Raw genomic sequence first — 21,971 nt, 5'->3', positions numbered from 1 at the left:
CTTGGCTGGGTGCCGATGTATGACCATGAAAATACCGTCTAAAGGCGGTTGCCTTCTTCAAGGCTCAATCACCTGGAACGGTGTGTCCAGCCTTTTTTATGAAAAATTTACATCCTCACCGCTGGAGATCCGTCCTGCGGATCCCCCGGGGCACCTTCTCCCCCGGCGGCCTTTTCTCGCAGGGCCGGAACGGGATCAGGGAACTGAACCGCTTGAGCCGGGGGCTCACGATCTCCTCATCGCAATAGACCACGAGCTTGGGGGAGAGCACACAGGAAGACTGTGACGACGGAATCATCCATGCCTCCGGTCGAACGGATTGTGAGGTTTCAAGCTCACCCAAGGTGCGCCGAACCCCCCGCCGGTTCCCGGAAATCAGATGAAATTATGAATGAATCTGTTTTTGCCTGACCCGCGCCACGCGGGGGAAGGTTCCCCTCCCCGCCCCTCAGGACGCCTGGTCAACCTTCCACCGCACCAGGGGCCGGTCCTTGAGGTCCCAAACCTGAAGCCCCCAAGGCAGCCTGCGCACCCCCAGCCGCCGCCGGATCTCCACCCGCGCCGCCTCTTCGCTGGCCGCCGCGATGGGACCGTATTCCATGAAGTAACCAGGAAGCTTGTAGCCAAAGGATTTAGACATTCGAGCACCCCTCGATTTCGCCTTTTCGGAACTGCCTTCTGGACTAATTTCGCTTTTTGTCCGTACCTTGTCAAGGGCAAAAAGCGAAATTAACAGAGAAGGCGAACGGAGAAATGGGAAATCTGGGGTTCCGAGGGGAATCCTTGTCTTCCGGGAGGCTTTGGACGGAGGGGGGGGGGGTGGTACCAAATCTGGCACGGGAATCCCAACCTGGACCCAGGCCCTGGGTCCAGGGAGAAACCCGGGAGCGATTTAGGGGAGACTGGATCCCTCGGGTGGGCGTCTGGTGGAGGACTGGGAGCTTGGCTGCCGATGGTAACGTTGTCCCAACCATTCTCTCTTCGGCTCCGGCCTTGATGAAGTCATTCGTCCATCTCAGCCAGCCGCACCGCAAGCCGGGCCGGTCAACATTCCCTTCCGGCGTTTCCCAGTCATGCCGTAGCCTGAATGGCCATTGCTGAGCAATCCGCTCATCCACCCCGAAAGGGCTCACTCATGCTTATTAGGCCCGCACTGGTTGCTTGCATTATTGCCATCGGAGGGTCCTTCTCCCTCTTTGGTCAGGCGTATGGAACGTACGCGCTTGAACCCCTGGTCGGAAAGGGCGGGGCAGGGCCCGAGATGGACCCGAACGGGAAGATGAAGTTCCTGGATCAAGTTCTCGATGACCTGGCCCGCCATGCCATCGACTACCCCGTTCATTTCGACAGTCCTGGTGACCATGAAAGGGCAGCCAAGGATGTCGTCAATCTCTCGACCTGGTTGGACACCCTCATCAACGTCCCGACCCCACCCATCTACTTCCTGCAGAGAGCCGCGATGTTGGGCTCCATTGGGCACAACCTTGATATCCCTGGAATGGCGCAGAAGGCGGACGCGATCTTCCAGAAGTGGTTATCGATGAGGCCGGACGATCTGACGGGGAATCAAATGTACGGAGCCTTCCTGGGTGGCGCAGGCAAAGCGCTGGAGGCCATACCCTACCTGGAGAAAGCTGTATCCCTTGGAGATTCCCGGGCAACCTACTCCTTGGGGATTGCCTACTTGCAACTGGGAGACAAGGAGAAGGCGACGAAAAGCCTCAAGACCTACCTCGACAAGCATCCTGACGACAAGAAGACGCGCGAATTGTATGACGCGATAGCTTCAGGTCGGGTTGGAGTGCGCACGGTGACAAAGTGAAGGGATGGGGTGTCCCCCTCCTGATCGAGTCCAGGGCAAGGTGTTCCCTGGCGCTCGGCAGAGAGAGGCCGGAGTCGGGCTTGACTTGTACGACCCACATCAACGTCTAGCTGACCTTTCCCATCGGCCTCACCGTCCGATGCGGACGAGTCTTGGCCAGGTCATAGGCCGTTTGCAGATTAAGCCAAAATTCGGGGCTTGTTTGAAAAGCTTTGCTCAGCAACCAGGCGGTATCGGGCGTCACGCCACGCTTGCCGCGCACCAACTCGTTTACCCTCTGCGTTGGTACCCCGATATGGCTTGCCAGCTGAACCTGGGTGATTGCCATCGGGACCAGAAACTCCTCAAGAAGGATTTCTCCGGGATGGGTCGGAATGCGGTGGGTCGGAATCATGGAAGCCTCAGTGGTAATCGACTATTTGAACGTCTGCGGCATCGGAACCTTGCCAGCGGAAAAGGATTCGCCATTGATCGTTGATCCGGATGCTGTGCCAACCGATCAAATTTCCGTCAAGGGCTTCAAGACGGTTGCCTGGCGGCGATCTCAAATCACCGAGAGTCGTTGCAGCATTGAGCATGTCGAGCTTTCTCAGCGCTGATCCGTGGATGGTTGGCGGAAAGGTTTTGAAGTCCTTTCGAGGGCTGCTGTCGTAAAGGGCCTTCGTTGACAAATCACCAAAGGTCACAATCACTCGCCAGCCTCCAAGCTTCATGGTAGGCATACACGGATACCGTGCAATAGTGAATTAGCCTTCTTCCCCTGAACCTTTGCAGGCCGAACCGGCCGGGAAGTTATTCGAACTTCAAATGGTGCGACTATCTGCACGCATACTCATGCGGTTGGAAGGGCATCCAGGCGACCCTGGAGGGAAGGGGAGCCAAGCCATGCATGAACTCGAGGCCATCATTCACGCCGCCGACGAGGCCATCAACCGGGAGGACCTGGACGCCGTCGCGGCCTTCTACACCGAGGACGCCACGCTTGTGGTCCAGCCTGGGGTGAACGCAACGGGAAAGGCGCAGATCAGGAGGGCCTTCACGGCCATCGCGGAGCACTTCAACCATACCCTGCAGGTCCGGCAGGACAAGCTGGTTGTCCTGGAGGGCGGACCCACGGCGCTGGTCCTGGGCAGGGTGGAAATCCGGTTCAAGGATTCCGCGGGCCTCGAAGTCCTCGAGGAGCGGGAGGCCACCTACGTTTTCATCCGGGACCCGGAGGGGGCCTGGCGCTGCGCCGTGGACAACTCCTATGGCACCAGCCTCCTCCGGTCCTGAACGGAGACTGGCGCCCGCGAGGAGGCCCGAACGCATTCCTACCAGGGCACGGTGCCATCCTCGTCCGTGAACGTGCCCGTCGGGCCGTCGGGGCCGATGAGCGCCATCTTCACCGCCTGCCTCGCACCCTGCTCGACCGTGCGGAAGCCGCGGTGGTCGTTGAGGTCCGTGGCGACGAAGCCGGGGCAGACGGCGTTCACCTTGATGGCCGTCTTCTCCAGCTCGATGGCAAACGCGAGCGTGGTGGCGCTCAGGGCGGTCTTGGAGGGGCTGTAGGCGGCGCCAAAGACGTGGCGGTACTGGAACTCGGGGTTCGCATTCAGGGTGAGCGAACCCGAGGAACTTCCCATGTTCACGATGCGTCCGGCCGGGGCTTCGCGAAGCAGAGGCAGCATGGCCTGGGTGACGGCAATTACGCCGAAGACGTTCGTCTCGTAGACCGCGCGGATGTAGCTGAGCGGCGCCAGGCTGGGCGCGTTGAACGCCAGGCGGTCCTCGAAGGAGGTGCCTTCGGGGAACTCGCCGACAATGCCGGCGTTGTTCACCAGCACGTCGAGGCGTCCAAATTCCTTGCGGATGCGCTCGGCCGCCGCGGTGATGGAGGCCGGGTCCGTCACGTCGAGCTGAATGGCGTGGGCCTTTTCGCCGATGGTCGCGGCCGCCGTTTCGCCGTTTGCTGGATTCCGGGAGCCGACGAGAACCGTAAGGCCGTGGCTGGCCAGGTCCTTGGCGATCTGCAGACCGATTCCCTTGTTCGCCCCGGTGATGAGGGCAACCCGATGTTCTGGCATGGACAACTCCTTCCTTTGGTGTGGGACTTCTCTTATGCTGGGGGTACCTGGAACGGTGTTCCGATTGCCAATATACGGAACATTGTTCCATATGCAAGGGCTCCTTCATGAAAAATCCACCGATCGTTCCCGAGGAAGGGCAACCCCGCCCGAAACGGGCCGATGCCCGGCGCAAGAGGGATTCCATCCTGAAGGCGGCGACGAAGGTCTTCATGGAATCGGGCGTGGATGCGCCGGTGCGCGAAATCGCGGAACGCGCGGGGGTTGGGCTGGGCACCGTGTACCGGCATTTCCCGCAGCGGTCCGACCTCATCGTGGCGGTCTTCCAGAGCAGCGTCGACGCCTGCGCCGCTGCCGCCGTGGCCCTCGCAAAGGAGCACCCCCCCGTCACGGCCCTCTCCCTCTGGCTGGGGCGCTACGTGGATTTCATCCGCACGAAGCTGGGGCTCTGCAAGGCCTTGTACTCCGGCGACCCCGCGTACCAGGCGCTTCCGGATTACTTCAACAAACGACTGCGCCCGGCGCTGACTTCGTTGCTCGACGCCGCCGTCGAAGCCAAAAGCCTGCGCTCAGGCACCGATCCCGACGACCTGCTGGTGGCCGTCGCGAACCTATGCAGCGCCGGCCGTGGCCGTGACCCGGAACACGCGCGCCGGATGGTCGATTTGCTGGTGGATGGACTGCGTTTTGGAGCGGGAAAATAAGGCAAATATGAATTCTTTTGGCGGTCATGCCTCCCCCTTCAGCGCCGGCACAACCAGGCATCCGCCCCAAGGTTCTCCTTCTTTTCCCAGCGCCCCAGCGAGTCCTCTGCGCCCCAGCGTTTGATTCTTTCGACGGGTTCACCTAAACGCCCCGGACAGGCCGGTCAGAGCTTCAACCCGATTCAGGAGGGTCCAATGGGCCGTCACGACGACGCCTGTCATGGGCAGGGCGCGCCTCATGACCGGGGATCCATGCCGAAGAGGCTGGCCTTAACTGGATCAAACGTTCTCCAATCGGGTCCACCCGCCTGTCAGTCGTCGTCCTCGTCATGGCCCTCCCCATGGCCGCCCTCGCCTTGACGGTCCTTCTCGACCTCCCCCACCGCCAGGGGCGTCGTCAGGCCCGGGAGGTGGATGGTCCGTTTGCGGGTGTCCAGGCCCTTCCAGAGCAGGGTGCCGCCGCCGGCCAGGACGAGGAGGACGGCGACCGACATGAAGGGGCGGGAGGAAGGGATGGAATCGCCCTGGGGCAGGCGGCGCCGGCCGTGGACCATGCTCAGGGCGATGGGTTCGCCGTGGCGGTAGGTGTACCAGGCCAGGCCGAGGACATGGACGGCGATCACGGCAAGCATGGTGTAGGCCAGGGCCCCGTGGACCTCCTCGGCCCATTCGGCGCCGCGGCCCATGGCGATGCCGGTGGCCGCCAGGGCCAGGGGCAGGAGGAGCATGGCGTAGGCGGCATAGCTGGCGGCGGGATTGTGGCCATTGGCCGGCCGGTCCTGGCCGGACAGGGCTTCCTTCAGGTAGGTCACCAGGGCGGTGGGGCGGTGCAGGAAGGAGGCGAACCGGGACGGCCTGGAACCCACGAACCCCCACAGGACCCGCAGGAGGATGGCCAGGCCCAGGAGCAGGCCCAGGGCGGCGTGGGCCGGGAAGACCGTGCCATGCTTCGAACTGGTCACGGCAATGGAGAAGGCCCCCAGGAACAGGCCGGCCATGGCCCAATGGAGGATCCGGGTCGGCCCGTCCCAGAGCAGACTCGATGCTTTCTCCTGGCTGGCCTCGGCTTCCTGAGGACGGGGATCGGGGGGTTGCTGCATTCGAGCCTCCTTGAGACCCCCAGGCTCGGTTCCCGGGGGCCCTGCGCCATCCGACGAATGTCTCATTATCGTTTATACTGTTGAAATCCAAAGGAATACCATGGCGGATCAGACAGATGGCCGATGGCCTCACCGGATCGGATTGGGGGTCATCCTGGTGTTGATCGCCGGCCTGCTGGTGGCCGACCTGGTCACGGACCGGGCCCAGCACGCGACCGGACCGGCCCACCTGCTGGTCGAGGCGCTGGCGGCCCTGGCGGCCCTGGGCGCCGCGGGATGGGTGCTGTTCGCCCTGAGGACCCGGCGGGAGCAGGTGCGAAGGCTCACCGCGGACCTGGCGGCCACCCGCCAGGAATCGCGGCGCTGGCAGGAGGAGGCCGGCGCCTTCGTGCAGGGCCTCTCCCTGGCCATCGATCAACAGTTCGACCGGTGGGGGTTGAGCCCGGCGGAACGGGAGATCGCCCTGCTGCTGCTGAAGGGGCTTTCCACCCGGGAGATCGGGGAATTGCGGAACACCCGCGAGGCCACCGCCCGCCAGCAGGCCCAGGGGATCTACCGGAAGGCGGGGCTGGTGGGGCGGGCGGAACTGGCGGCGTTCTTCCTGGAGGATCTGCTGGCGCCCAGTGGGGGGCGATCCGGGGCCGCCGGTCCAGCAGGTTCCCCCGAACGGTGAAAAGGGGTCATACTAATCAGGTTGCATTTCGGCAACGTACCATTTTCTTCAGGGCGGGGTGAAAGTCCCCACCGGCGGTGGGGCGAGGTCCGAGGACCCGCCGAGCCCGCGAGCGCCCGTCAATCACGGGGTCAGCAGATCCGGTCCAAGTCCGGAGCCGACGGTTAGAGTCCGGATGAGAGAAGGAGTGACTCATGCCTTTTGGCGACGTTGAAAGTGCCGTCCGGGCGTTCCGGGCGGGCAAGGCGGTTGTCCTCATGGATGATCCGGGGCGGGAGAACGAGGGGGACCTGATCATCCCCGCGGAGATGATCGACGAACGAATCATGGCCATGATGATCCGCGAGTGCAGCGGGATCGTCTGCCTCTGCATCGAGGAGGAGACGGCGCGGAGCCTGGACCTGCCCCAGATGGTGCAGGTCAACGAAAGCAGGAACGGGACCGCCTTCGCGGTGTCCATCGAGGCCAAGGAAGGCGTCACCACCGGCGTTTCGGCCCACGACCGGGTGGTGACCATCCGCACGGCCATCAGGCCGGGGGCCGTCCCCGGGGACCTGGCCAGGCCGGGCCACGTGTTCCCCCTGCAGGGGCACCGCGACGGCCTGAAAGGGCGCCAGGGCCATACGGAGGGCTCCATCGCCCTGGCCCGCATGGCCGGTTTCCGGCCCATGGCGGTGCTGTGCGAGCTCATGAACCCGGACGGCACCATGATGCGGGGGCCCGAACTGGAACGGTTCGCGCGGGAACAGGGCTTTCCCCTCCTGACGGTGGAGGCCCTGGTGGAGGCGACGGAGGCCGCGGCGGTGGCGGGGGGCTGAACGCATCCGGGGCGGTCGCGCGGGACCGGGGGCCAATCCTCGCCTCGAAATCCAGGTAGGATTACCTGTGTAATGAACATGGCCGGATCCGGGGCCGACCCATCCGTCCGGGCCTGAATTTCCTTCCCAGCCCGAATCCGCGCACCGGGGCGGGGCCCCCGGCCCTAAACTTCAACAACCTGGCCACGCAACCTTTCTGAAAGGGCACCTGAAATGAACGCGGGGGACCTCAAAGGTTCGATCCCGGGCGACGGGGAAGGTCTGGAGCCCCTGTGGGCCGGGGATGGTGAAACGGCGCCCGGCGAGTGGGACCTGGAGGTCCTGCTCAACGCCCCGGTGCTGCAGTCGCTGATGGAGGATTACGCCAGGATCACCTTCACGGTCACGGCCATCCTCGACCTGAAGGGAAAGGTCCTGGTGGCGGTGGGCTGGCAGGACATCTGCACGAAGTTCCACCGTGCCCATGGGGCCTCCTGCAAGAACTGCATCGAGAGCGACCTGTACCTGGCCGGCCACGTGCGAAGGGGCGAGTTCGTCGCGTACAAGTGCAAGAACGGCCTCTGGGACGTGGTGACCCCGCTCTATGTGGGCGACCGGCACCTGGGGAACATCTACACGGGCCAGTTCTTCTATGACGACGAGGTCATCGACCGGCAGGCCTTCGAAGCCCAGGCCGAAGCCTTCGGCTACGACAAGGAGGCCTACCTCGCGGCCCTCGACCGGGTGCCCCGGTTCAGCCATGACCAGGTCGAACGGCTGATGCATTTCCTGGTGAAGTTCACCGACCTGGTGTCCCGGTTCACCATGAGCAACATCCGGTCCGCGGAATTCATACGGGAGCAGTCCCGGTCGGCCCTGGCCCTGCGCAAATCGGAGGCGGCCCTGCGGGAGAGCCAGGCGATGCTTTTCATGATCCTGGACACGATTCCCCAATCCGTCTTCTGGAAGGACCCGGAGGGGCGGTACCTGGGCTGCAACAAACCCTTCTCCCGGGCCGCCGGGGTGGAGGATCCGGAGGAGATCATCGGGAAGACGGACTTCGACCTGCCGTGGACACGGGAGGAATCCGAAGCCTACCGGGCCGATGACCGGATGGTGCTGGAAACCCGCCAGCCCAAGCTGCGCATCCTCGAGACGCAGCAGCAGGCCGACGGCAAACATCTGGAGGTGGAGACCTCCAAGGCACCGCTGCTGGACGGGAACGGCCATCCCTTCGCGGTGCTCGGCATCTACGAGGACATCACCGAGCGGAAGGCGGCCGAAGAGAGGAACCGCGAACTCCAGGCCCAGCTTCAGCAATCCCAAAAGATGGAAAGCCTGGGCACGTTGGCGGGCGGGGTCGCCCACGACATGAACAATGTGCTTGCGGCCATCCTCGGCCTGGCTTCGGCCCACCTGGAAACCCAGCCCGTGGGCAGCCCGCTGCACCAGGCCCTGGACACCATCTGCAAGGCCACCGAGCGGGGCGGCAAGATGGTCAAGAGCCTGCTGAGCTTCGCCCGCCAGAGCCCTGCCGAGAACAACCGGCTCGACGTGAATGCGATTCTCCGGGAGCAGGCGGCCCTGCTGGAGCGCACGACCATGGCGAAGGTTCGCCTGGAGATGAACCTGGCGGCGGATCTGCGGCCCATCATGGGCGACGCCGGCGCCCTGGCCCCCGCGTTCATGAACCTCTGCGTGAATGCCGTGGATGCCATGGCGGAGAACGGCACCCTCACGCTGCACACCCGCAATGTCGATGAGGACGGGATCGAGGTGGTGGTCCAGGACAACGGGACGGGGATGTCCAAGGAGGTCCTGGACAAAGCCATGGAGCCCTTCTACACGACCAAGGGAACCGGTAAGGGCACGGGGCTGGGCCTCTCCATGGTCTTCAGCACGGTGAAGGCGCATCGGGGGCGGATGGCGATCGAGAGCGAGCCCGGCAAGGGCACCCGCGTCCGGCTTCGCTTCCCGGCCTGCGATCGGGAAACCGACGCCCACTCCCCGGCGCCCGCGGTTTCCGACGAGGCCGGGCCGGCCCCCGGATCCCTGAAGGTGCTGCTGGTGGATGACGACGACCTGGTGCAGAGCTCCACCCAGGCCATCCTGGAGTTCCTGGGCTGCACGGCGGTGACGCCGGCCCTGAGCGGCGAGGCGGCTCTGGCGCTGCTGGAAGGCGGGCTCGAGCCTGACCTGGTGATCCTGGACATGAACATGCCGGGATTGGGCGGCATGGGGACGCTGCCCCGCCTGCGGGCCCTGCGCCCCAAGGTGCCTGTCCTGCTCGCCACGGGCCGCGTGGACCAGACCTCCCTGACCCTGGCCGCCGCCCATCCGGGCGTCACCATCCTTTCGAAACCCTTCGGCCTGAAGGAACTCCGGAAGCAGGTCGAGAAGATCGGCCTGAGGTGAGCCTGGATCCCCGCGGCCGCCCGCCGTTGCGGCGGGGTGGGCGGAGTCAACCCCGGCCCGGCAACGCGGCCGCGGCGGATTGGATGGGCGCCCGCCCAACGGGGTCCGGCAGGCTGTAGGCGTCCTTCTTCTCCAGGAACATGGTGATGCAATTCATGTACTTGAGGGTGGAATAGGCCAGCCAGTCGAGGATGGGCCTGCGGCGCAGGCGGTAGCGGTACCGGGGCGCCAGGGCGAGGAGGGACCGGAGCTTCTGGAAGTAGTAGTTCTGGGTATAGGGAAAGGAGATCCGCAGGTGGTGCTCCTTGGCCAGGGCAAAGGCGCGCCGGGCGGGCATGTAGTGGGTGCAGAGGCGGAGGAAGTCGGCGTATTTCTCCGTGTATTCCTCCAGGGAGTAGCGCTCACGGCGCCTGCGGTACAGGCCGAAGCCGAGCCTGCTCATGAACCGGATGTAGCCCATCAGCAATTCGAAATTCTGGATGCGGTGGACCCAGGGCAGACTCAGGTGGCCCTCCTGGATGTGGGTCGTGAAGGGGAAAAGGTGGGCGGAGAATCCCCCCTCGCACAGGACCCGCTGGATCTCGGCGAAGATCCGGCCGGGTTCCTCCACTTGCTCCATCACCTGGTTGGTGAGGATCACCTGGAAGAACCCGTCGGGGTAGGGCCACGGCCCGGTGGCGGAAATGACGCGCACGAACCCTTCCCAGGGAACGTCGGGGTGGTGCTGGTGGAGGTGGGCCAGGGTCGTGGCCAGCAGGTCCGGGCCATGGCCGTTGTACTCCTCCACGTCATGCCCCCAGATCTCGAACCGCTTCTCCGGGTAGCGGGAGGTGAGCATTTCATGCAGATAGCCCATGAGGTGGCCGTTGCCGCAACCCAGATCCAGGATCCGGATGACCGGCTCCCGTTCGAAGCGCCCCAGTTCCGTCAACACGATCGCCAGCAGGTGCAGGTGGGTGATGGACTCGGGCTTCGGTTCCATTGGCGATACCCCACGCTCCCGGCACGGGCGTCCGGGCTGAAGGTGAAGCCCTTGTATTTGAAGCACTCATTATCTCGACGAAAGCGCTTAAAAATAGGTCCGGATCCCGGCCCCGTCAAGGCGCTCCAGGGTTTCGGGGCAGCGTTGAGGCTTGAAACGTTTCCCCGGGGCGGTCAAACTCGGGACATCCCGCAGCGTCATCCTTGGAGAAAACCCATGGCCCGGTCCTCCCTCTGGTCAATTGTCCTCTTTGGTCTGCTCCCGTTGTTGGGATTGTGGGGCTGCGGTTCGGGCGGGGGGGGAGGGAGCACGCCGTCCCTGAACGGCCCCACCAACCTAAAGGTGACAGGAGACCTTGGGACCTCGCCCAGCCTCGAATTCACCTGGACCGCGCCTGCGAACAAGATCGACGGCTATGAATTCGAATCGGCTGTGGGCGCCGGCACGTTCGCGAGGGTGGGAACGGACCTCATCCCGGCCAGCTGGACCTTCGGCTACCTTTCCTTTGATCCTTCGGCGCTGCCTGAGGATACGGAAATGAAGTTCCGGATGCGCGCCGTCCAGGGAACGGCCACTTCGCCGTACAGCAATGTGGTCTCTTCCTCCATCGGGCTCAAAAGGCCCACCTTCGACAGCGCCGTCAGCGGTGCGGAGGGAATCGCCCTGAAGTGGACCAACAACAGTGCCCTTGCGGATTCCTTGACGCTGGAGCGAGGCGAGAGCACCACCTACGGCGGGGCCAACACCTGGACCGTGATTCCCGGCGTCCCGTTCGGAAGCACCACCTATCTGGATGCCCAGGCTCCCGAGAACACCTACGTCAACTATCGCGTGACCTATTCCAAGGGGTCGAAGGCCGCGCAGGCCGTCAGCTACATCCTTTCCACCTCCTTGAAGGCCCCGGTCGCCCTGGGCGCGACGCCGCTGGTGGAAGGGGTGATCCTCACCTGGGACAACCGCAGCACGGAGGCGACCGAAGTGGTGGTTTCAAGGGCCAGCGGCTATTCCGCCTACCCCTATTATCAGGACATCGCGCACCTCGCCCCCACCGCCGCCTTCTACCAGGACCTCCAACTGGCAACCGGGTTCTACACCTACCGCGTCGAGGCCCGGAGGGGGACTTCCATGGTGGCCGCCAGCCTTCCCGTGCAGGTGATGACCCTGCCCACCCCGGGCGCCCTGGCCCTGGCGGCTCCCGCCATCAAGTCCATGCCCCCCTCGGTGATGGGCGCCATGGACGCCAGCGGCGCCTGGACCTTTGCGCAGAACCTGAACTACGGCGGTCTCGGGATCGCCACGCCCTCCGGGACGGACTGGGTTTCCCACCCCCTGGCCAATGCCTCGGCCCTGGTCGCGCCGATGCTCCAGCTGGATTCCCTCGATCATCCCCACACCGTGTACCTGCGCAAGGTCATGCAGGGCAGCGACGAGGTGGCCATCACGCACGCCTGGTTCGACGGAGCGGCCTGGCAGACCGAAGAGGTGGCGCGCAGGATCCTCTACCAGAGTTCTGCCACGAGCGGCATCACGTTCACCCTTGACGGGACGGACGGGCTCCACCTGGTCTGGCTGAAGGAAAGCATGAGCGCCGCCGGGCTCGAATACGCCTTCAAGGGCACGGACGGCGCCTGGAAGACCGAATCGCTGGACGTGATCACGCCGGCCCCCTCTACCCTCGGCTCTTTCCGGCTGGCGGTCGACGCCAGCGGGGTTCCGCATGTCCTGGTCGGGGCGTGGCAGGATATCTTCCTGCTGCAGCGCCAGGGCCCGGCCCAGTGGAATTGGGAAAAGGTCCCCAGCGGCACCGCCACCGCGGGGTGGTACGACACCCTGGATTTCGTCTTCAGCTACCGGGGCGACCTCCATGTCTTCTTCACCCGCGCCCATGTTCCCTTGGATTCGGTTAACGTTTCGGATCTGTGCGATGTGCGGAAGGTGGGCGGCGCCTGGACTTCCATCCAGGTCCTGGCCACCAAGGGGTTCACCGGTTCCAGTTCGCCGACTTATTGCGCGCGGTCCCTGATGAGCGACCGGATCGCCATCCGGTTCCACGGTACCACCGGGCAGCAGTTGTTCACCTTGGACCAGGACACCTGGTCCACCATCATCCTGGGGCCCAGCGAGTCCACCCGCCCCTACTTCGGCTTCGACAAGAACGACAAGTTCTACCTTCTTCAGAAGCTGGGCTATGACCCGGGCACCGGGCCCGCCACCTACGTCTTGTATCGCGAGGCGCCGTAGGCCTCCATGGGGCGCGCCACAAATTTATGCGAGACCATGAACGGGTCGATAACCTGGCGACTTAAGGTATTCTTGCCCATCCAGGATTCCTGGAAACCGGGGGCCGGTCGTGCTGCTTACCCATCGGACGCGTTCCCTCCGCACCTACCTCATCTGGGGACTGGGTTCCCTCGGGCTGGCTTTCGTCCTGGTTTCATTGGAGTTGAGGTTCTTCGTCCATCCCCATCTGGTGGAGGAGGTGAACGCCCAGGGGCGGTCGCTGGTGCGGTACCGGGCCCAGCAGGAGCTGCTGGTGGTGCTCCTGGAGCAGGAGGGGGATCTGCGGAGCTACTTGGGGAGCGGGAACCAGGCTTTCCTGGAGGCCTTCGGCCGGGGGGGAAGGCTTGCGGATGAGCCGCTCCGGGCGCTGCGGGGAAACCTCCCGGAGAACGCGAGGCCCGGCGACCATGCGCAGATGGACCGCCTGGAGTTCCTGGTGCGCCATTGGCAGGAGGAGGCGGTTCCCTACATCCGCCAGCGCCTCCAGGGCCCTCTCGGGGACCTTCCCGGCGCCCTGACCCGGGAGAACCAGGCCTTCGCCGAGGTGAAGGCGGCCAGCGCCGAGCTCACCCGGGTCCTGGACGCCCGGGACGAGGAGCGGTTCCAGAACATCGAGGACACTCTGGCCTTTGCCCGGTGGCTGGGCTATGCCACGGAGGCCGGTCTCTTCATCACCGCGCTGTTCTTCGCGCGCTGGATGCTGCTGCGGGTTTCGGTGCCCCTGGCCAACCTGGCCGAGCAGGCCCGGGCCGGCGACGGCTACGAGGAGCCCACGGGAAACCAGTCGGTGAAGGAAGTGGAGATCCTGGGCCGGGCCCTCTACGAACTGGATTTGCGGAACCGGGAACGGGAGAGCCTGCTGCGCCAGGAACACGACGAGGCCCTGGCCACCCGGGCCTTCGAGGAACTGATCCAGCATGTGGCCCGGGAGGAGGACCTGCTCGCGGCCCTGGACCAGGCGCTCTACCGGCAGGTGCGGTCCAGCGCGCAGCGCATCCTCCTCCACGCCGAGGGTGGCGATGGCCTGGACGCGGTCCTTCCGACCCTGTCCCCGGAGGAGGCGGCGCGGAACCCCGTGCTGGCGGACGCCGGCCGGTGCCGGGCGATCCGCCAGACCACGCCCGTGTGCCTGGACAGCAAGGCGCCCACCGCCTGCCTCTGCCCCTTGGGCGTGCCCGATTCGGGGGCCTACCTCTGCCTGCCCATGGTGGCTTCGGGCCGCACCCTGGGCCTGGTGAACCTCCAGGCCCGCAACCCCGACCATTGGACGCCGGAACGGCGCCGCATCGCCGCGTCCCTGGTGACGGCCAGCGCCTCGGCCCTCCAGACCCTGCGCGCCCTGGAGCTGGCCCAGGAGCGGTCCATCCGCGACGGCCTCACCGGCACCTTCAACCGCAGGTTCCTGGACGAGGTCCTGCCCAAGACCTTCGACCAGAGCGTCCGCAACGGCCTGCCGCTGTCCGTCCTGATGCTGGACATCGACCACTTCAAGGCCTTCAACGACACCTACGGCCACGACGGGGGCGACCAGGTCCTGCGGATTTTCGCCCAGTGCCTGCAGGGCAATGTGCGCAGCGGCGACGTGGTGGCGCGGTACGGGGGCGAGGAGTTCGCCATCCTCCTGCCCCAGGCCGGCGCGGCGTTCGCGCAGATGCTGGCCGAGCGCCTGCGGGCCAGCATCCAGGCGCTCGCCCTGCCCGAGGCCACCTTCCCGCCGGACTGCCACATCACCACGAGCATCGGCCTGGCCTGCTTTCCGGACCACACCCGGAGCCGGGAGGCGCTCCTCCCCCTCGCGGACCAGGCCCTCTACGAGGCCAAGGGGCTCGGACGGAACCGCACGGTCAGCGCCGGCGACCTGGGCAAGGGGTTGCCCCTCCAGAACTGACGCGGGACGCCCTCCCGGCCCCGGGGCGGGGCCCGTTTCCGGTCCGGGGACGCCCGCGATTGGAAAAGTTGGAATATTTGTGCCTTTCTTCACACATTTGCAACAGGGACCTGGGAAACTGTAAGGGAATCGAAATGGGGTTCTGAATGCTATCCGTGCGTAATCTTGGTTTCCTTCTGGGGATCGCGGCCTTTGGCCTCCAGGCGGGTGATGTCCAGGTCTTTTTCGGGAATTCCACGCTCCGGCGCGGGACCCTGCGGTCCACGTCGGTGGGAAGCATCCAGTTGCGGGCCCACCGCGACGGCCTGGCGCTGCCGGGGCGGGCCCTCCTCAAGGACGTCGCGGGCAGGGCCTTCGAAGTGCCCTGCGAGGTGCAGACCTACGCCCTCGCCGGCGACCAGGGGGAAACCGCCGACTGGCGCGTGGAGGTGCCGGAGGGCACCGCCCTCCGCAGCCTGACGGTGGTCCGCGGCAGCCAGGTCCTGGCCCGACTGGAGTCGCCCCGCGACCTCGCGCCGGCCACCATGGACTTTGCCGATTCCATCAACGGGCGGGACGCCTCCATCGGCTGGGTCCTCGTCCGTCCATCGGAGTTCGACGCCTCCTCCCTCTGGCTGCGGTGGTCCTGGGACGAGGGCTCCACCTGGACCACCTACCCCCGCGTCCTGCACGACGAGGCCGGCACGGGGCAGCTGAACCTGGAGCGCCTTCCGGACGGCACTGCCGGTGGAACCCTCCTGGAATTCTGGGTCCCCCAGGGCCTCGGCCTGACCCGGATCCGGCACCGCATCGCCGGCCGTTTCCGGCCCGTCTAGCCCCATGACGTCCCCTTCCCGCGGCATCCTGCCGATCCTCGTCCGCGCCGCGGCGCTCCTGCTGGTCCTGGCGCTGGGGCCCCGCCTGCCCCTGGAGGGGGCCCGGGCGCCGCAGACGCCCGCGGAGCAGATGCCCTTCCAGAGCTACGGCATCAGCCAGGGCCTCGAGAACCTCTCCGTCTGGTGCCTGGAACAGGATTCCGACGGGTTCCTCTGGGTGGGCACCGAGGACGGGCTGTTCCGCTACGACGTGCAGAGGTTCCGGGTCTTCCGGGGCGAGTCGGGCCTGCAGGACGTGTGGGTCCGCGCGCTGTGCGCGGCGGGGCGGCGGCGCCTCTGGATCGGCACCACCCGCGGCCTTGCCCTCCGGGAACACGGGAAGATCCGGCCCCTCGGTCCCGCCCAGGGCCTGCCCCAGGCCGAAGTCTTCGCCCTGGCCCTGGATTCCGGTGGCCTGGTGTGGGTGGCCACGGACCGCGGGCTGTTCCGGCAGCGCGCCGGCGAAACGGCCTTCGAACCGGCGCCGGGCTGGAAGGCGGAGGAACCCGCCCGCTGCCTGGCGGTGGTGGGATCCGCCGTGTACGTGGGGTCCCAGGAGCGGCTGCTGCGGTATGACGCGGGGCGGCCCGGGCCGGCCGCGGAGGTGGCGGGACCCTGGCGGGAACGCCTGGACGCCGTGGTGCAGGACGGCGCGGGGCGGATGTGGGTGCGGTCGCGCAGCGGACTCTGGATGCGCCCCGCCGCCGGCGCGCCCTTCCAGGACCTTTCCGGGCGGGTGGAGACGGCGGCCTACGACGGCTGCCTGCGCCTGACCCCCTCGGGGGCCCTGCTGATTCCCACCACGGCCGACCTGGTGCGGGTGCGGGGCGATCGCTGGGAGCACCTGGGCCGGGCCCAGGGCCTGCCCACGCCCTTCGTCAACCGCGCGCTGGAGGACCGGGAGGGCTGCCTCTGGATCGCCGGCCTCGGCCTCCACCGGACGCTGAGCCGGGAGGCCTGGGGGCAGCACACCTACCAGAACGGCATCGAGGGCGGCGTGGTGTGGTCCATCACCCGCGACGGCCAGGGCCGGTTGTGGGCCGGCACGAGCAACGGCCTGTGCGAGACCCGGGACGGTCGGTGGTCCCTGGTGCCCGATACGGCCAAGCAGGCCGTCCTCTCCCTGGCGGTGGCGCCGGACGGCGCCCTCTGGATGGGGGGAGCTCCCGCCCGCCTGCGGCGGTGGGTGCCGGGCACGTCCCGGTGGCAGGAATGGGCCCAGCCCACCTCGACCATCACCAGCCTGGCCTTCGACGACCGGGGGACCCTCTGGGTGGCCACGCGCCGCCAGGGGCTGTTCCGGGTGACGCCTCGCGGCCCTTCCTTCGCCGTGGAGCCGTTCCCCCTTCCCGGGGAGGTGCCGGGGGAGAGGGCGACGTCCATCACCCGCGGCCAGGGGGGCCGGCTGTGGCTGGCCAGCGCCAACGGGCTCCTGGTGCTGGAGGGCGGCCAGTGGCGGCGCCTGGGCAAGGCCGAGGGCCTGGTGGACCCGGACGCGCGCGCCGTCTACGAGCGCCCCGGGGGGGACCTCTGGGTGAGCTATCACGCCCGGCAGGGCCTGAGCCAGTACCGCTACGCCGGGGGACGGCTCACGCTGGTGAAGCACTTCGACGCGGCCTCCGGCATCACCGCGCGGAAGGCGTACTACATGCGCGAGGACACCCTGGGGCGCCTGTGGGTGGGCACCTCCCAGGGGGTGGTGCTCTTCGACGGCTCCCGCTTCCAGGAATTCGGCACCATGGACGGCCTTCCCGGCGACGAATGCAACGGCAGCGCCTTCCTCGCCGAACCGGGCGGGGACGTGTGGGTGGGCACCCTGGGCGGCCTCGCCCGGTTCCACCAGGACCGGTACAAGGGGTCGGCCTCGCCCCCCTCGGCATTCATCCTTTCGGCCACCTACGGAAAGACCGAACTCGCCTTCCCGTTCACCGGCGTCCCGGAGGTGCCCAAGCGGGACGCGACCTTCGAATTCCATATCACGGGGCTCACGTATCTCAACGAGGCGCGGGTCCTGAACCAGGTCCGGCTGGTGGGGATGGAGGATGCCTGGCGGACCACGAAGGTGCGGGAGATCCGGTACGCCAACCTGCCGCCCGGAGCGTACCGCTTCGAGGTGCGGTCGGGGCTGGCCGAGGGCGCCTGGGGCCCCGTGGCGGCCTTCCCCTTCCAGGTGCTGCCGGCCTGGTACCAGGCAGGGTGGTTCCGTTTCGTGGCGACCGTGGTCCTGTTGGCCCTGGGCTACCTCGCGGTGCGGCTGCGCCTGAAGGCCATGCGGGAGCGCAACCAGGAGCTGGAGCGGCTCGTGGAGATGCGCACCGTCGCGCTGGCCGAGGCCAACCAGGCCCTGCACCAGCTCACGGTGACCGACCCCCTCACCGGCCTCAAGAACCGCCGCTTCCTGGACCTGACGCTGGAGGAGGACCTGGCCCAGGTGCGCCGGGACCACGGTACCGCGTCCCGGGAGGGGCGCCCGGCCCGCAACCTGGACATGGTCTTCCTCATGGTGGACCTGGATCATTTCAAGGCCGTGAACGACGGCCACGGCCACCCCGCGGGCGACCTCGTGCTGCAGCAGGTGCGGGACCGCCTCCAGGAGGTCGCCCGCACCTCGGACACCGTCGTCCGCTGGGGGGGCGAGGAGTTCCTGGTGGTGGCGCGGCGCATGGACCGGGCCCAGGGCGGCGCGCTCGCGGAACGGATCCTGGAGGCCATGCGCTCCCGTCCCTTCGACCTGGGCGGCGGCCAGGAGACGCCCCTCACCTGTTCCGTGGGGTTCTGCTCGTACCCGCTGGTGCCCTCCCAGCCCGACGCCCTGTGCTGGTCGCGGGTGGTGGCGGTGGCGGACCGGTGCCTCTACGCGGCCAAGCAGAGCGGCCGCGACGGCTGGGTGGGGCTCGGAGGCAAGGCCGACGGCGTCGGGGCCGTGGATGCCTTCATGATCTCGCCCGAGCACGCGGGGACCCGGGAGGACCTGGGCCTGGTGGCGAGCTTCCCGGACGTCTCCCGCCTACGGTGGCAGTGAAGAACTGATGTGGGGAACCTCGCCCCTTCCCAGGGCATCCCCCATGGGCAACGTGGGTGCGCCATGCCCACTGGGCGGACGGCCATGGATTCTGGACCCTTGCCATTCCTCAGGTGCCCCCGGGCAGGCGGGAGCCGTTCCGGGCGGCCGGGATGGACGCCGCTTCTGACGGCCATCCCGGTGATCATGCTCGTGGCTCAGGCGCCCAGGCTGGTCCCCCGGGTCGGAGCGGCCGTGCCGGGGGACCGGGTGCTCAAGGATGAAGCTGGTCGGCCGGTGGTCCTATCGGACCTGCTGGGCCGGCCCACGTTCCTGACCCTCAACTACTTCCGCTGCGCGGGGATCTGCTCGTCCCAGCTGGATGGGCTGGCCAGGGTCCTGGGCCGGATGGAGGCTCGACCCGGCAAGGATTTCACGATTCTCACGGTGAGTTTCGATCCGCGGGACACATGGGAGGTGGCGGCGCGAAGGCGGGCGGACTACCTGCGTAGGGCCGCGCGTCCCATTCCCCCGGAGGGCTGGCGCTTCATGACGGGGGACGGCCCCGCCACCAAGGCCCTGGCCGACGCCGTGGGATTTTCATTCCAGGCCGCGGGCGAGGACTTCCTCCATCCGGCGGTCCTGGTGGCGCTGGGTTCCGATGGCAGGGTCGTGGACTATCTTCCCGGCGTCGACTACGATCCGGAACGGCTGGAGGATCTGGTGCGGCGGATGGCGGCGGGGCTCCCGCCCGAATCGCCTTGCGTACCGCCGGGCCCGGCCGCCCACCGGTTCAGCCCCCTGGGGTGCCTGGCGGCCTCGTTGGCCGGAACGGGGTTCATCTTCATGGTTTCCACCGGCGTCATGCGCTTTTTGCGCCGGCATCGGAACGCGGGGTCACTTTCCAAGGAACGTAGGCACCCCTGAAGGCAGAAGGGCTCGATTCCGCCGGGTCGTCCGGGGACTTGGCCGGGGGTGGCGCATGGGCGATTTTCTTTACCGCATGTTCCGGTCCGATTTCATGCCGCACGGTTTTTGCTGGAAGTGGGAGCCGTGGGTGGTCTGGACCAATGTCATGGCGGACCTGTTCATCTTCCTTTGCTACCTGATCATCGGCTCGACGCTGCTCAAGGTCGCGGCCAAGCGCAAGGACGTGATCTCCAACCCCGTGGTGGTCCTGTTCGGCGCCTTCATCCTCTGCTGCGGGTGCACGCACGCCATGGAAGTCTTCAACACCTGGAACGGCTTCTTCCGCTTGGCGGGAGCGGTCAAGGTCGTGACCGCGGGCGTGAGCCTGCTGACGGTGGGCCCGCTCATGGATCTTCTCCCCAAGCTGCTGGCCGTTCCTGCGCTTTCGGATGTGTTGAACCTCAACGCCGCCCTCCATGACGAACGGAGGGAGAACGATCGAATGGCAGGGCGGCTGCGGGAGAGCGAGGACTGTTTCAGGCTCCTGGTGGAGGGCATCCGGGACTACGCCATTTTCCTTGTGGATGCAGAAGGCCTTATCACCAGCTGGAACCCCGGGGGCCAGAAGGCCTTCGGCTACCGGGACCGGGACATCCTGGGGCAGCCTCTGATCCGGCTCTACCCGCCGGAGGACGTGGCTGCAGGCCTCCCGGCGCAAGTGCTCAGGAAGGCCGCGGAGATGGAACGCCAGGAGGACGAGGGCTGGCGGATCCGCAAGGACGGGAGCCGGTTCCTGGCCAAGGGGGTGCTCACGGCCTTCTATGATCCGGCCGGCCGGGTCAAGGGCTTCGCCTGGATCATCCAGGACATCACGGAGCAGCGGGCAAACCAGGCAGCTCTCGAGGGCCTGGCGGAACGTCTGGAGGACCAGGTGAAAGAGCGCGTGCGGGAGCTCCGGGAGAGCCAGGCGCGCCTGGAAGCCTTCATCCAGCATTCGCCCGCGGCCATCGCGTTCAAGGACCTGGACGGCCGCTACGTCCTCATCAACCCGCGGATGGAGGAGGCGTTCTGCCGCCCGGCCTCGTCCATCCTTGGCCGCACGGATGCGGACCTGCTTACCCAGCCTTCCTGCAGCCGGGCCCAGGCCCGGGAGGAGGCCATCCTCCGCTCAGGGCAGTCGTTCCAGGGGGAGGAGGGCTGGGCTCCGGGGGGCCGGCCCGAGCGCGACTACCTGGTCAACGCCTTTCCGCTCGAGAACCCCCACGGCAAGGTGTGGGGACTCGGGGTCATCGCTACGGACATCACGGAACGCAAGGAATCCGACCGGGCCATGCTGCAGAGCCAGAAACTGGAATCACTCGGCGTCCTCGCCGGCGGCATCGCCCACGATTTCAACAACCTCCTGGGCGCCGTCCAGGGGAACCTCGAATTGGCCCTGATGGAGGATTCCGTCCCCTTCGTGAGGCCCTACCTGGAGACCATCGGGGGCCTCGTGGCCCGCGGGACGGACCTGCTCAAGCAACTGCTGGCCTACTCGGGCCGGGGCAAGTTCGTGGTGGGCGAGGTCGGGATGAACCGGCTCGTGACTGGCCTCACGCAGCTTCTGGGCACGTCCATTTCCAAGAAGGCGGTGATCCAGCTCGATCTGGATCCCGCCCTGCCGTCCGTCGAGGGCGACGCGTCCCAGTTCCAGCAGGTGGTCATGAACCTCGTCATCAACGCTTCCGAAGCCATCGGCGATCAGCCCGGAACGATCCGCATCACGACGCGCCAGGTGGTGCTGGAGCCGGAGGACATGGAAGCCTACTGCATGGATCCGCCCTGCCGGCCGGGTCTGTACGTCAGCCTGGAGGTTTCCGACACCGGCAAGGGAATGACCGCCGAGGTCCGGAAACGGATCTTCGAGCCCTTCTTCACCACCAAGTTCACGGGGCGGGGCCTGGGCCTGGCCGCCACCCACGGCATCGTCCGCGGCCACAAGGGCGCCATCCATGTCCTCAGCGAGCCCGGAAGGGGCAGCGCGTTCCGGATTCTCCTGCCCGCGGCCCTGGGGGCCCCTGGGGGGGCGGCCCCCACCACGGAGTGCGAGCCCCTGGGGGCCGCCGGGGACATCCTGGTGGTGGATGACGAACAGCCCTTGCGCGCCATGATCGCGCGCGCCCTGGACCGGGCCGGATTCCATCCGCTCCAGGCGGGGAACGGCCAGGAGGCTCTGGGGGCGTTCTGGGCCAACCCGCGTACGATCCGCCTGATCGTCATGGATCTGACCATGCCGGTCATGGACGGCCTTGAGGCCTGCCGCGAGCTCAGGCGCAAGGGGGTGGACATCCCCATCCTCCTGATGAGCGGCTTCGACGAGACCGAGTCCCTGTGCCGGTCCGAGGGGCTGGGCCTGGCGGGGTTCCTCCAGAAGCCCTTCCCGCTGGCGGCGCTGCTGGGCCGGGTGCGTTCCCTGCTGGAAGGTTGACGGCCGGATGGGC

Annotated in this window: 19 protein-coding genes and 1 riboswitch; of the genes, 12 read left to right on the top strand and 7 right to left on the bottom strand. The window is 66.8% G+C overall.

The genetic code is table 11. The annotated features are described in order from the left end of the window. Positions 1–115: 115 nt before the first annotated feature. Together ACZ5LB_RS06270 and ACZ5LB_RS06265 are read right to left on the bottom strand one after the other, a co-directional pair. Positions 116–298 carry a hypothetical protein gene (locus ACZ5LB_RS06270; protein WP_464605325.1) on the bottom strand — a complete coding sequence of 61 codons (183 nt, stop codon included), beginning with the start codon at positions 296–298 and terminating at the stop codon, positions 116–118. Between the two features lie 150 nt (positions 299–448). Continuing rightward, on the bottom strand, positions 449–601 hold the full coding sequence (locus tag ACZ5LB_RS06265) for a hypothetical protein (protein WP_464605324.1): 153 nt from the start codon (positions 599–601) through the stop codon (positions 449–451). A gap of 534 nt (positions 602–1,135) precedes the next feature. Here ACZ5LB_RS06265 and ACZ5LB_RS06260 point away from each other — a divergent pair. Then, positions 1,136–1,822, top strand: coding sequence for a tetratricopeptide repeat protein (locus tag ACZ5LB_RS06260; RefSeq protein WP_464605323.1), 687 nt, complete (start codon positions 1,136–1,138; stop codon positions 1,820–1,822). A gap of 106 nt (positions 1,823–1,928) precedes the next feature. Here ACZ5LB_RS06260 and ACZ5LB_RS06255 read toward each other — a convergent pair whose 3' ends face one another. Beyond that, positions 1,929–2,216: a HigA family addiction module antitoxin gene (locus tag ACZ5LB_RS06255; RefSeq protein WP_464605322.1), complete on the bottom strand. Its 288-nt coding sequence runs from the start codon at positions 2,214–2,216 to the stop codon at positions 1,929–1,931. 7 nt (positions 2,217–2,223) lie between these two features. Continuing rightward, a complete protein-coding gene (locus ACZ5LB_RS06250) occupies positions 2,224–2,544 on the bottom strand; it encodes a type II toxin-antitoxin system RelE/ParE family toxin (protein ID WP_464605321.1) in 321 nt (106 codons plus the stop codon). 163 nt (positions 2,545–2,707) lie between these two features. On the opposite strand from ACZ5LB_RS06250, the gene ACZ5LB_RS06245 reads away from it, so the two are divergent. Further along, positions 2,708–3,097, top strand: coding sequence for a YybH family protein (locus tag ACZ5LB_RS06245; protein ID WP_464605320.1), 390 nt, complete (start codon positions 2,708–2,710; stop codon positions 3,095–3,097). 38 nt (positions 3,098–3,135) lie between these two features. Here ACZ5LB_RS06245 and ACZ5LB_RS06240 read toward each other — a convergent pair whose 3' ends face one another. Continuing rightward, on the bottom strand, positions 3,136–3,888 hold the full coding sequence (locus ACZ5LB_RS06240; RefSeq protein WP_464605319.1) for an SDR family oxidoreductase: 753 nt from the start codon (positions 3,886–3,888) through the stop codon (positions 3,136–3,138). 107 nt (positions 3,889–3,995) lie between these two features. Here ACZ5LB_RS06240 and ACZ5LB_RS06235 point away from each other — a divergent pair, with 107 nt between their 5' ends. Then, the gene (locus tag ACZ5LB_RS06235) at positions 3,996–4,592 is read left to right on the top strand and encodes a TetR/AcrR family transcriptional regulator (protein ID WP_464605318.1); all 597 of its coding nucleotides are present in this window, start codon (positions 3,996–3,998) and stop codon (positions 4,590–4,592) included. Between the two features lie 311 nt (positions 4,593–4,903). Here the strand turns inward: ACZ5LB_RS06235 and ACZ5LB_RS06230 are convergent, their stop codons facing one another. Further along, the gene (locus ACZ5LB_RS06230) at positions 4,904–5,692 is read right to left on the bottom strand and encodes a cytochrome b/b6 domain-containing protein (RefSeq protein ID WP_464605317.1); all 789 of its coding nucleotides are present in this window, start codon (positions 5,690–5,692) and stop codon (positions 4,904–4,906) included. A gap of 157 nt (positions 5,693–5,849) precedes the next feature. On the opposite strand from ACZ5LB_RS06230, the gene ACZ5LB_RS06225 reads away from it, so the two are divergent. From ACZ5LB_RS06225 to ACZ5LB_RS06215, 3 genes are all read left to right on the top strand, one after another. Further along, a complete protein-coding gene (locus ACZ5LB_RS06225) occupies positions 5,850–6,365 on the top strand; it encodes a helix-turn-helix transcriptional regulator (RefSeq protein WP_464605316.1) in 516 nt (171 codons plus the stop codon). A gap of 40 nt (positions 6,366–6,405) precedes the next feature. After that, a riboswitch (FMN riboswitch) is annotated at positions 6,406–6,556 on the top strand. 3 nt (positions 6,557–6,559) lie between these two features. After that, positions 6,560–7,183, top strand: a complete 624-nt coding sequence (ribB, locus tag ACZ5LB_RS06220; protein ID WP_464605314.1) for a 3,4-dihydroxy-2-butanone-4-phosphate synthase — start codon at positions 6,560–6,562, stop codon at positions 7,181–7,183. Between the two features lie 213 nt (positions 7,184–7,396). Then, on the top strand, positions 7,397–9,577 hold the full coding sequence (locus ACZ5LB_RS06215; protein ID WP_464605313.1) for a PocR ligand-binding domain-containing protein: 2,181 nt from the start codon (positions 7,397–7,399) through the stop codon (positions 9,575–9,577). Between the two features lie 46 nt (positions 9,578–9,623). Here ACZ5LB_RS06215 and ACZ5LB_RS06210 read toward each other — a convergent pair whose 3' ends face one another. Beyond that, positions 9,624–10,559, bottom strand: a complete 936-nt coding sequence (locus tag ACZ5LB_RS06210) for a class I SAM-dependent methyltransferase (RefSeq protein WP_464605312.1) — start codon at positions 10,557–10,559, stop codon at positions 9,624–9,626. Positions 10,560–11,096: 537 nt separating this feature from the next. Between ACZ5LB_RS06210 and ACZ5LB_RS06205 the strand changes: the two genes are divergently transcribed. The 6 genes from ACZ5LB_RS06205 (at position 11,097) to ACZ5LB_RS06180 (ending at position 21,958) form a co-directional block, all read left to right on the top strand. Then, entirely contained in the window at positions 11,097–12,800 is a 1,704-nt protein-coding gene (locus ACZ5LB_RS06205) for a hypothetical protein (RefSeq protein ID WP_464605311.1), read from the top strand. 109 nt (positions 12,801–12,909) lie between these two features. Continuing rightward, entirely contained in the window at positions 12,910–14,727 is a 1,818-nt protein-coding gene (locus ACZ5LB_RS06200) for a sensor domain-containing diguanylate cyclase (protein WP_464605310.1), read from the top strand. A 155-nt stretch (positions 14,728–14,882) separates the two neighbouring features. Then, on the top strand, positions 14,883–15,542 hold the full coding sequence (locus ACZ5LB_RS06195) for a hypothetical protein (protein ID WP_464605309.1): 660 nt from the start codon (positions 14,883–14,885) through the stop codon (positions 15,540–15,542). A gap of 4 nt (positions 15,543–15,546) precedes the next feature. Further along, positions 15,547–18,603 (top strand): two-component regulator propeller domain-containing protein, encoded by a 3,057-nt coding sequence (locus tag ACZ5LB_RS06190; protein ID WP_464605308.1) that lies wholly within the window; start codon positions 15,547–15,549, stop codon positions 18,601–18,603. A 186-nt stretch (positions 18,604–18,789) separates the two neighbouring features. Beyond that, on the top strand, positions 18,790–19,509 hold the full coding sequence (locus tag ACZ5LB_RS06185; RefSeq protein ID WP_464605307.1) for an SCO family protein: 720 nt from the start codon (positions 18,790–18,792) through the stop codon (positions 19,507–19,509). Between the two features lie 130 nt (positions 19,510–19,639). After that, entirely contained in the window at positions 19,640–21,958 is a 2,319-nt protein-coding gene (locus ACZ5LB_RS06180; RefSeq protein ID WP_464605306.1) for a PAS domain-containing protein, read from the top strand. The last annotated feature ends 13 nt before the right edge of the window (positions 21,959–21,971 follow it).

This window comes from Mesoterricola sp. MK458, assembly GCF_055384935.1.
This window is presented reverse-complemented; position numbering and strand designations above follow the sequence as displayed.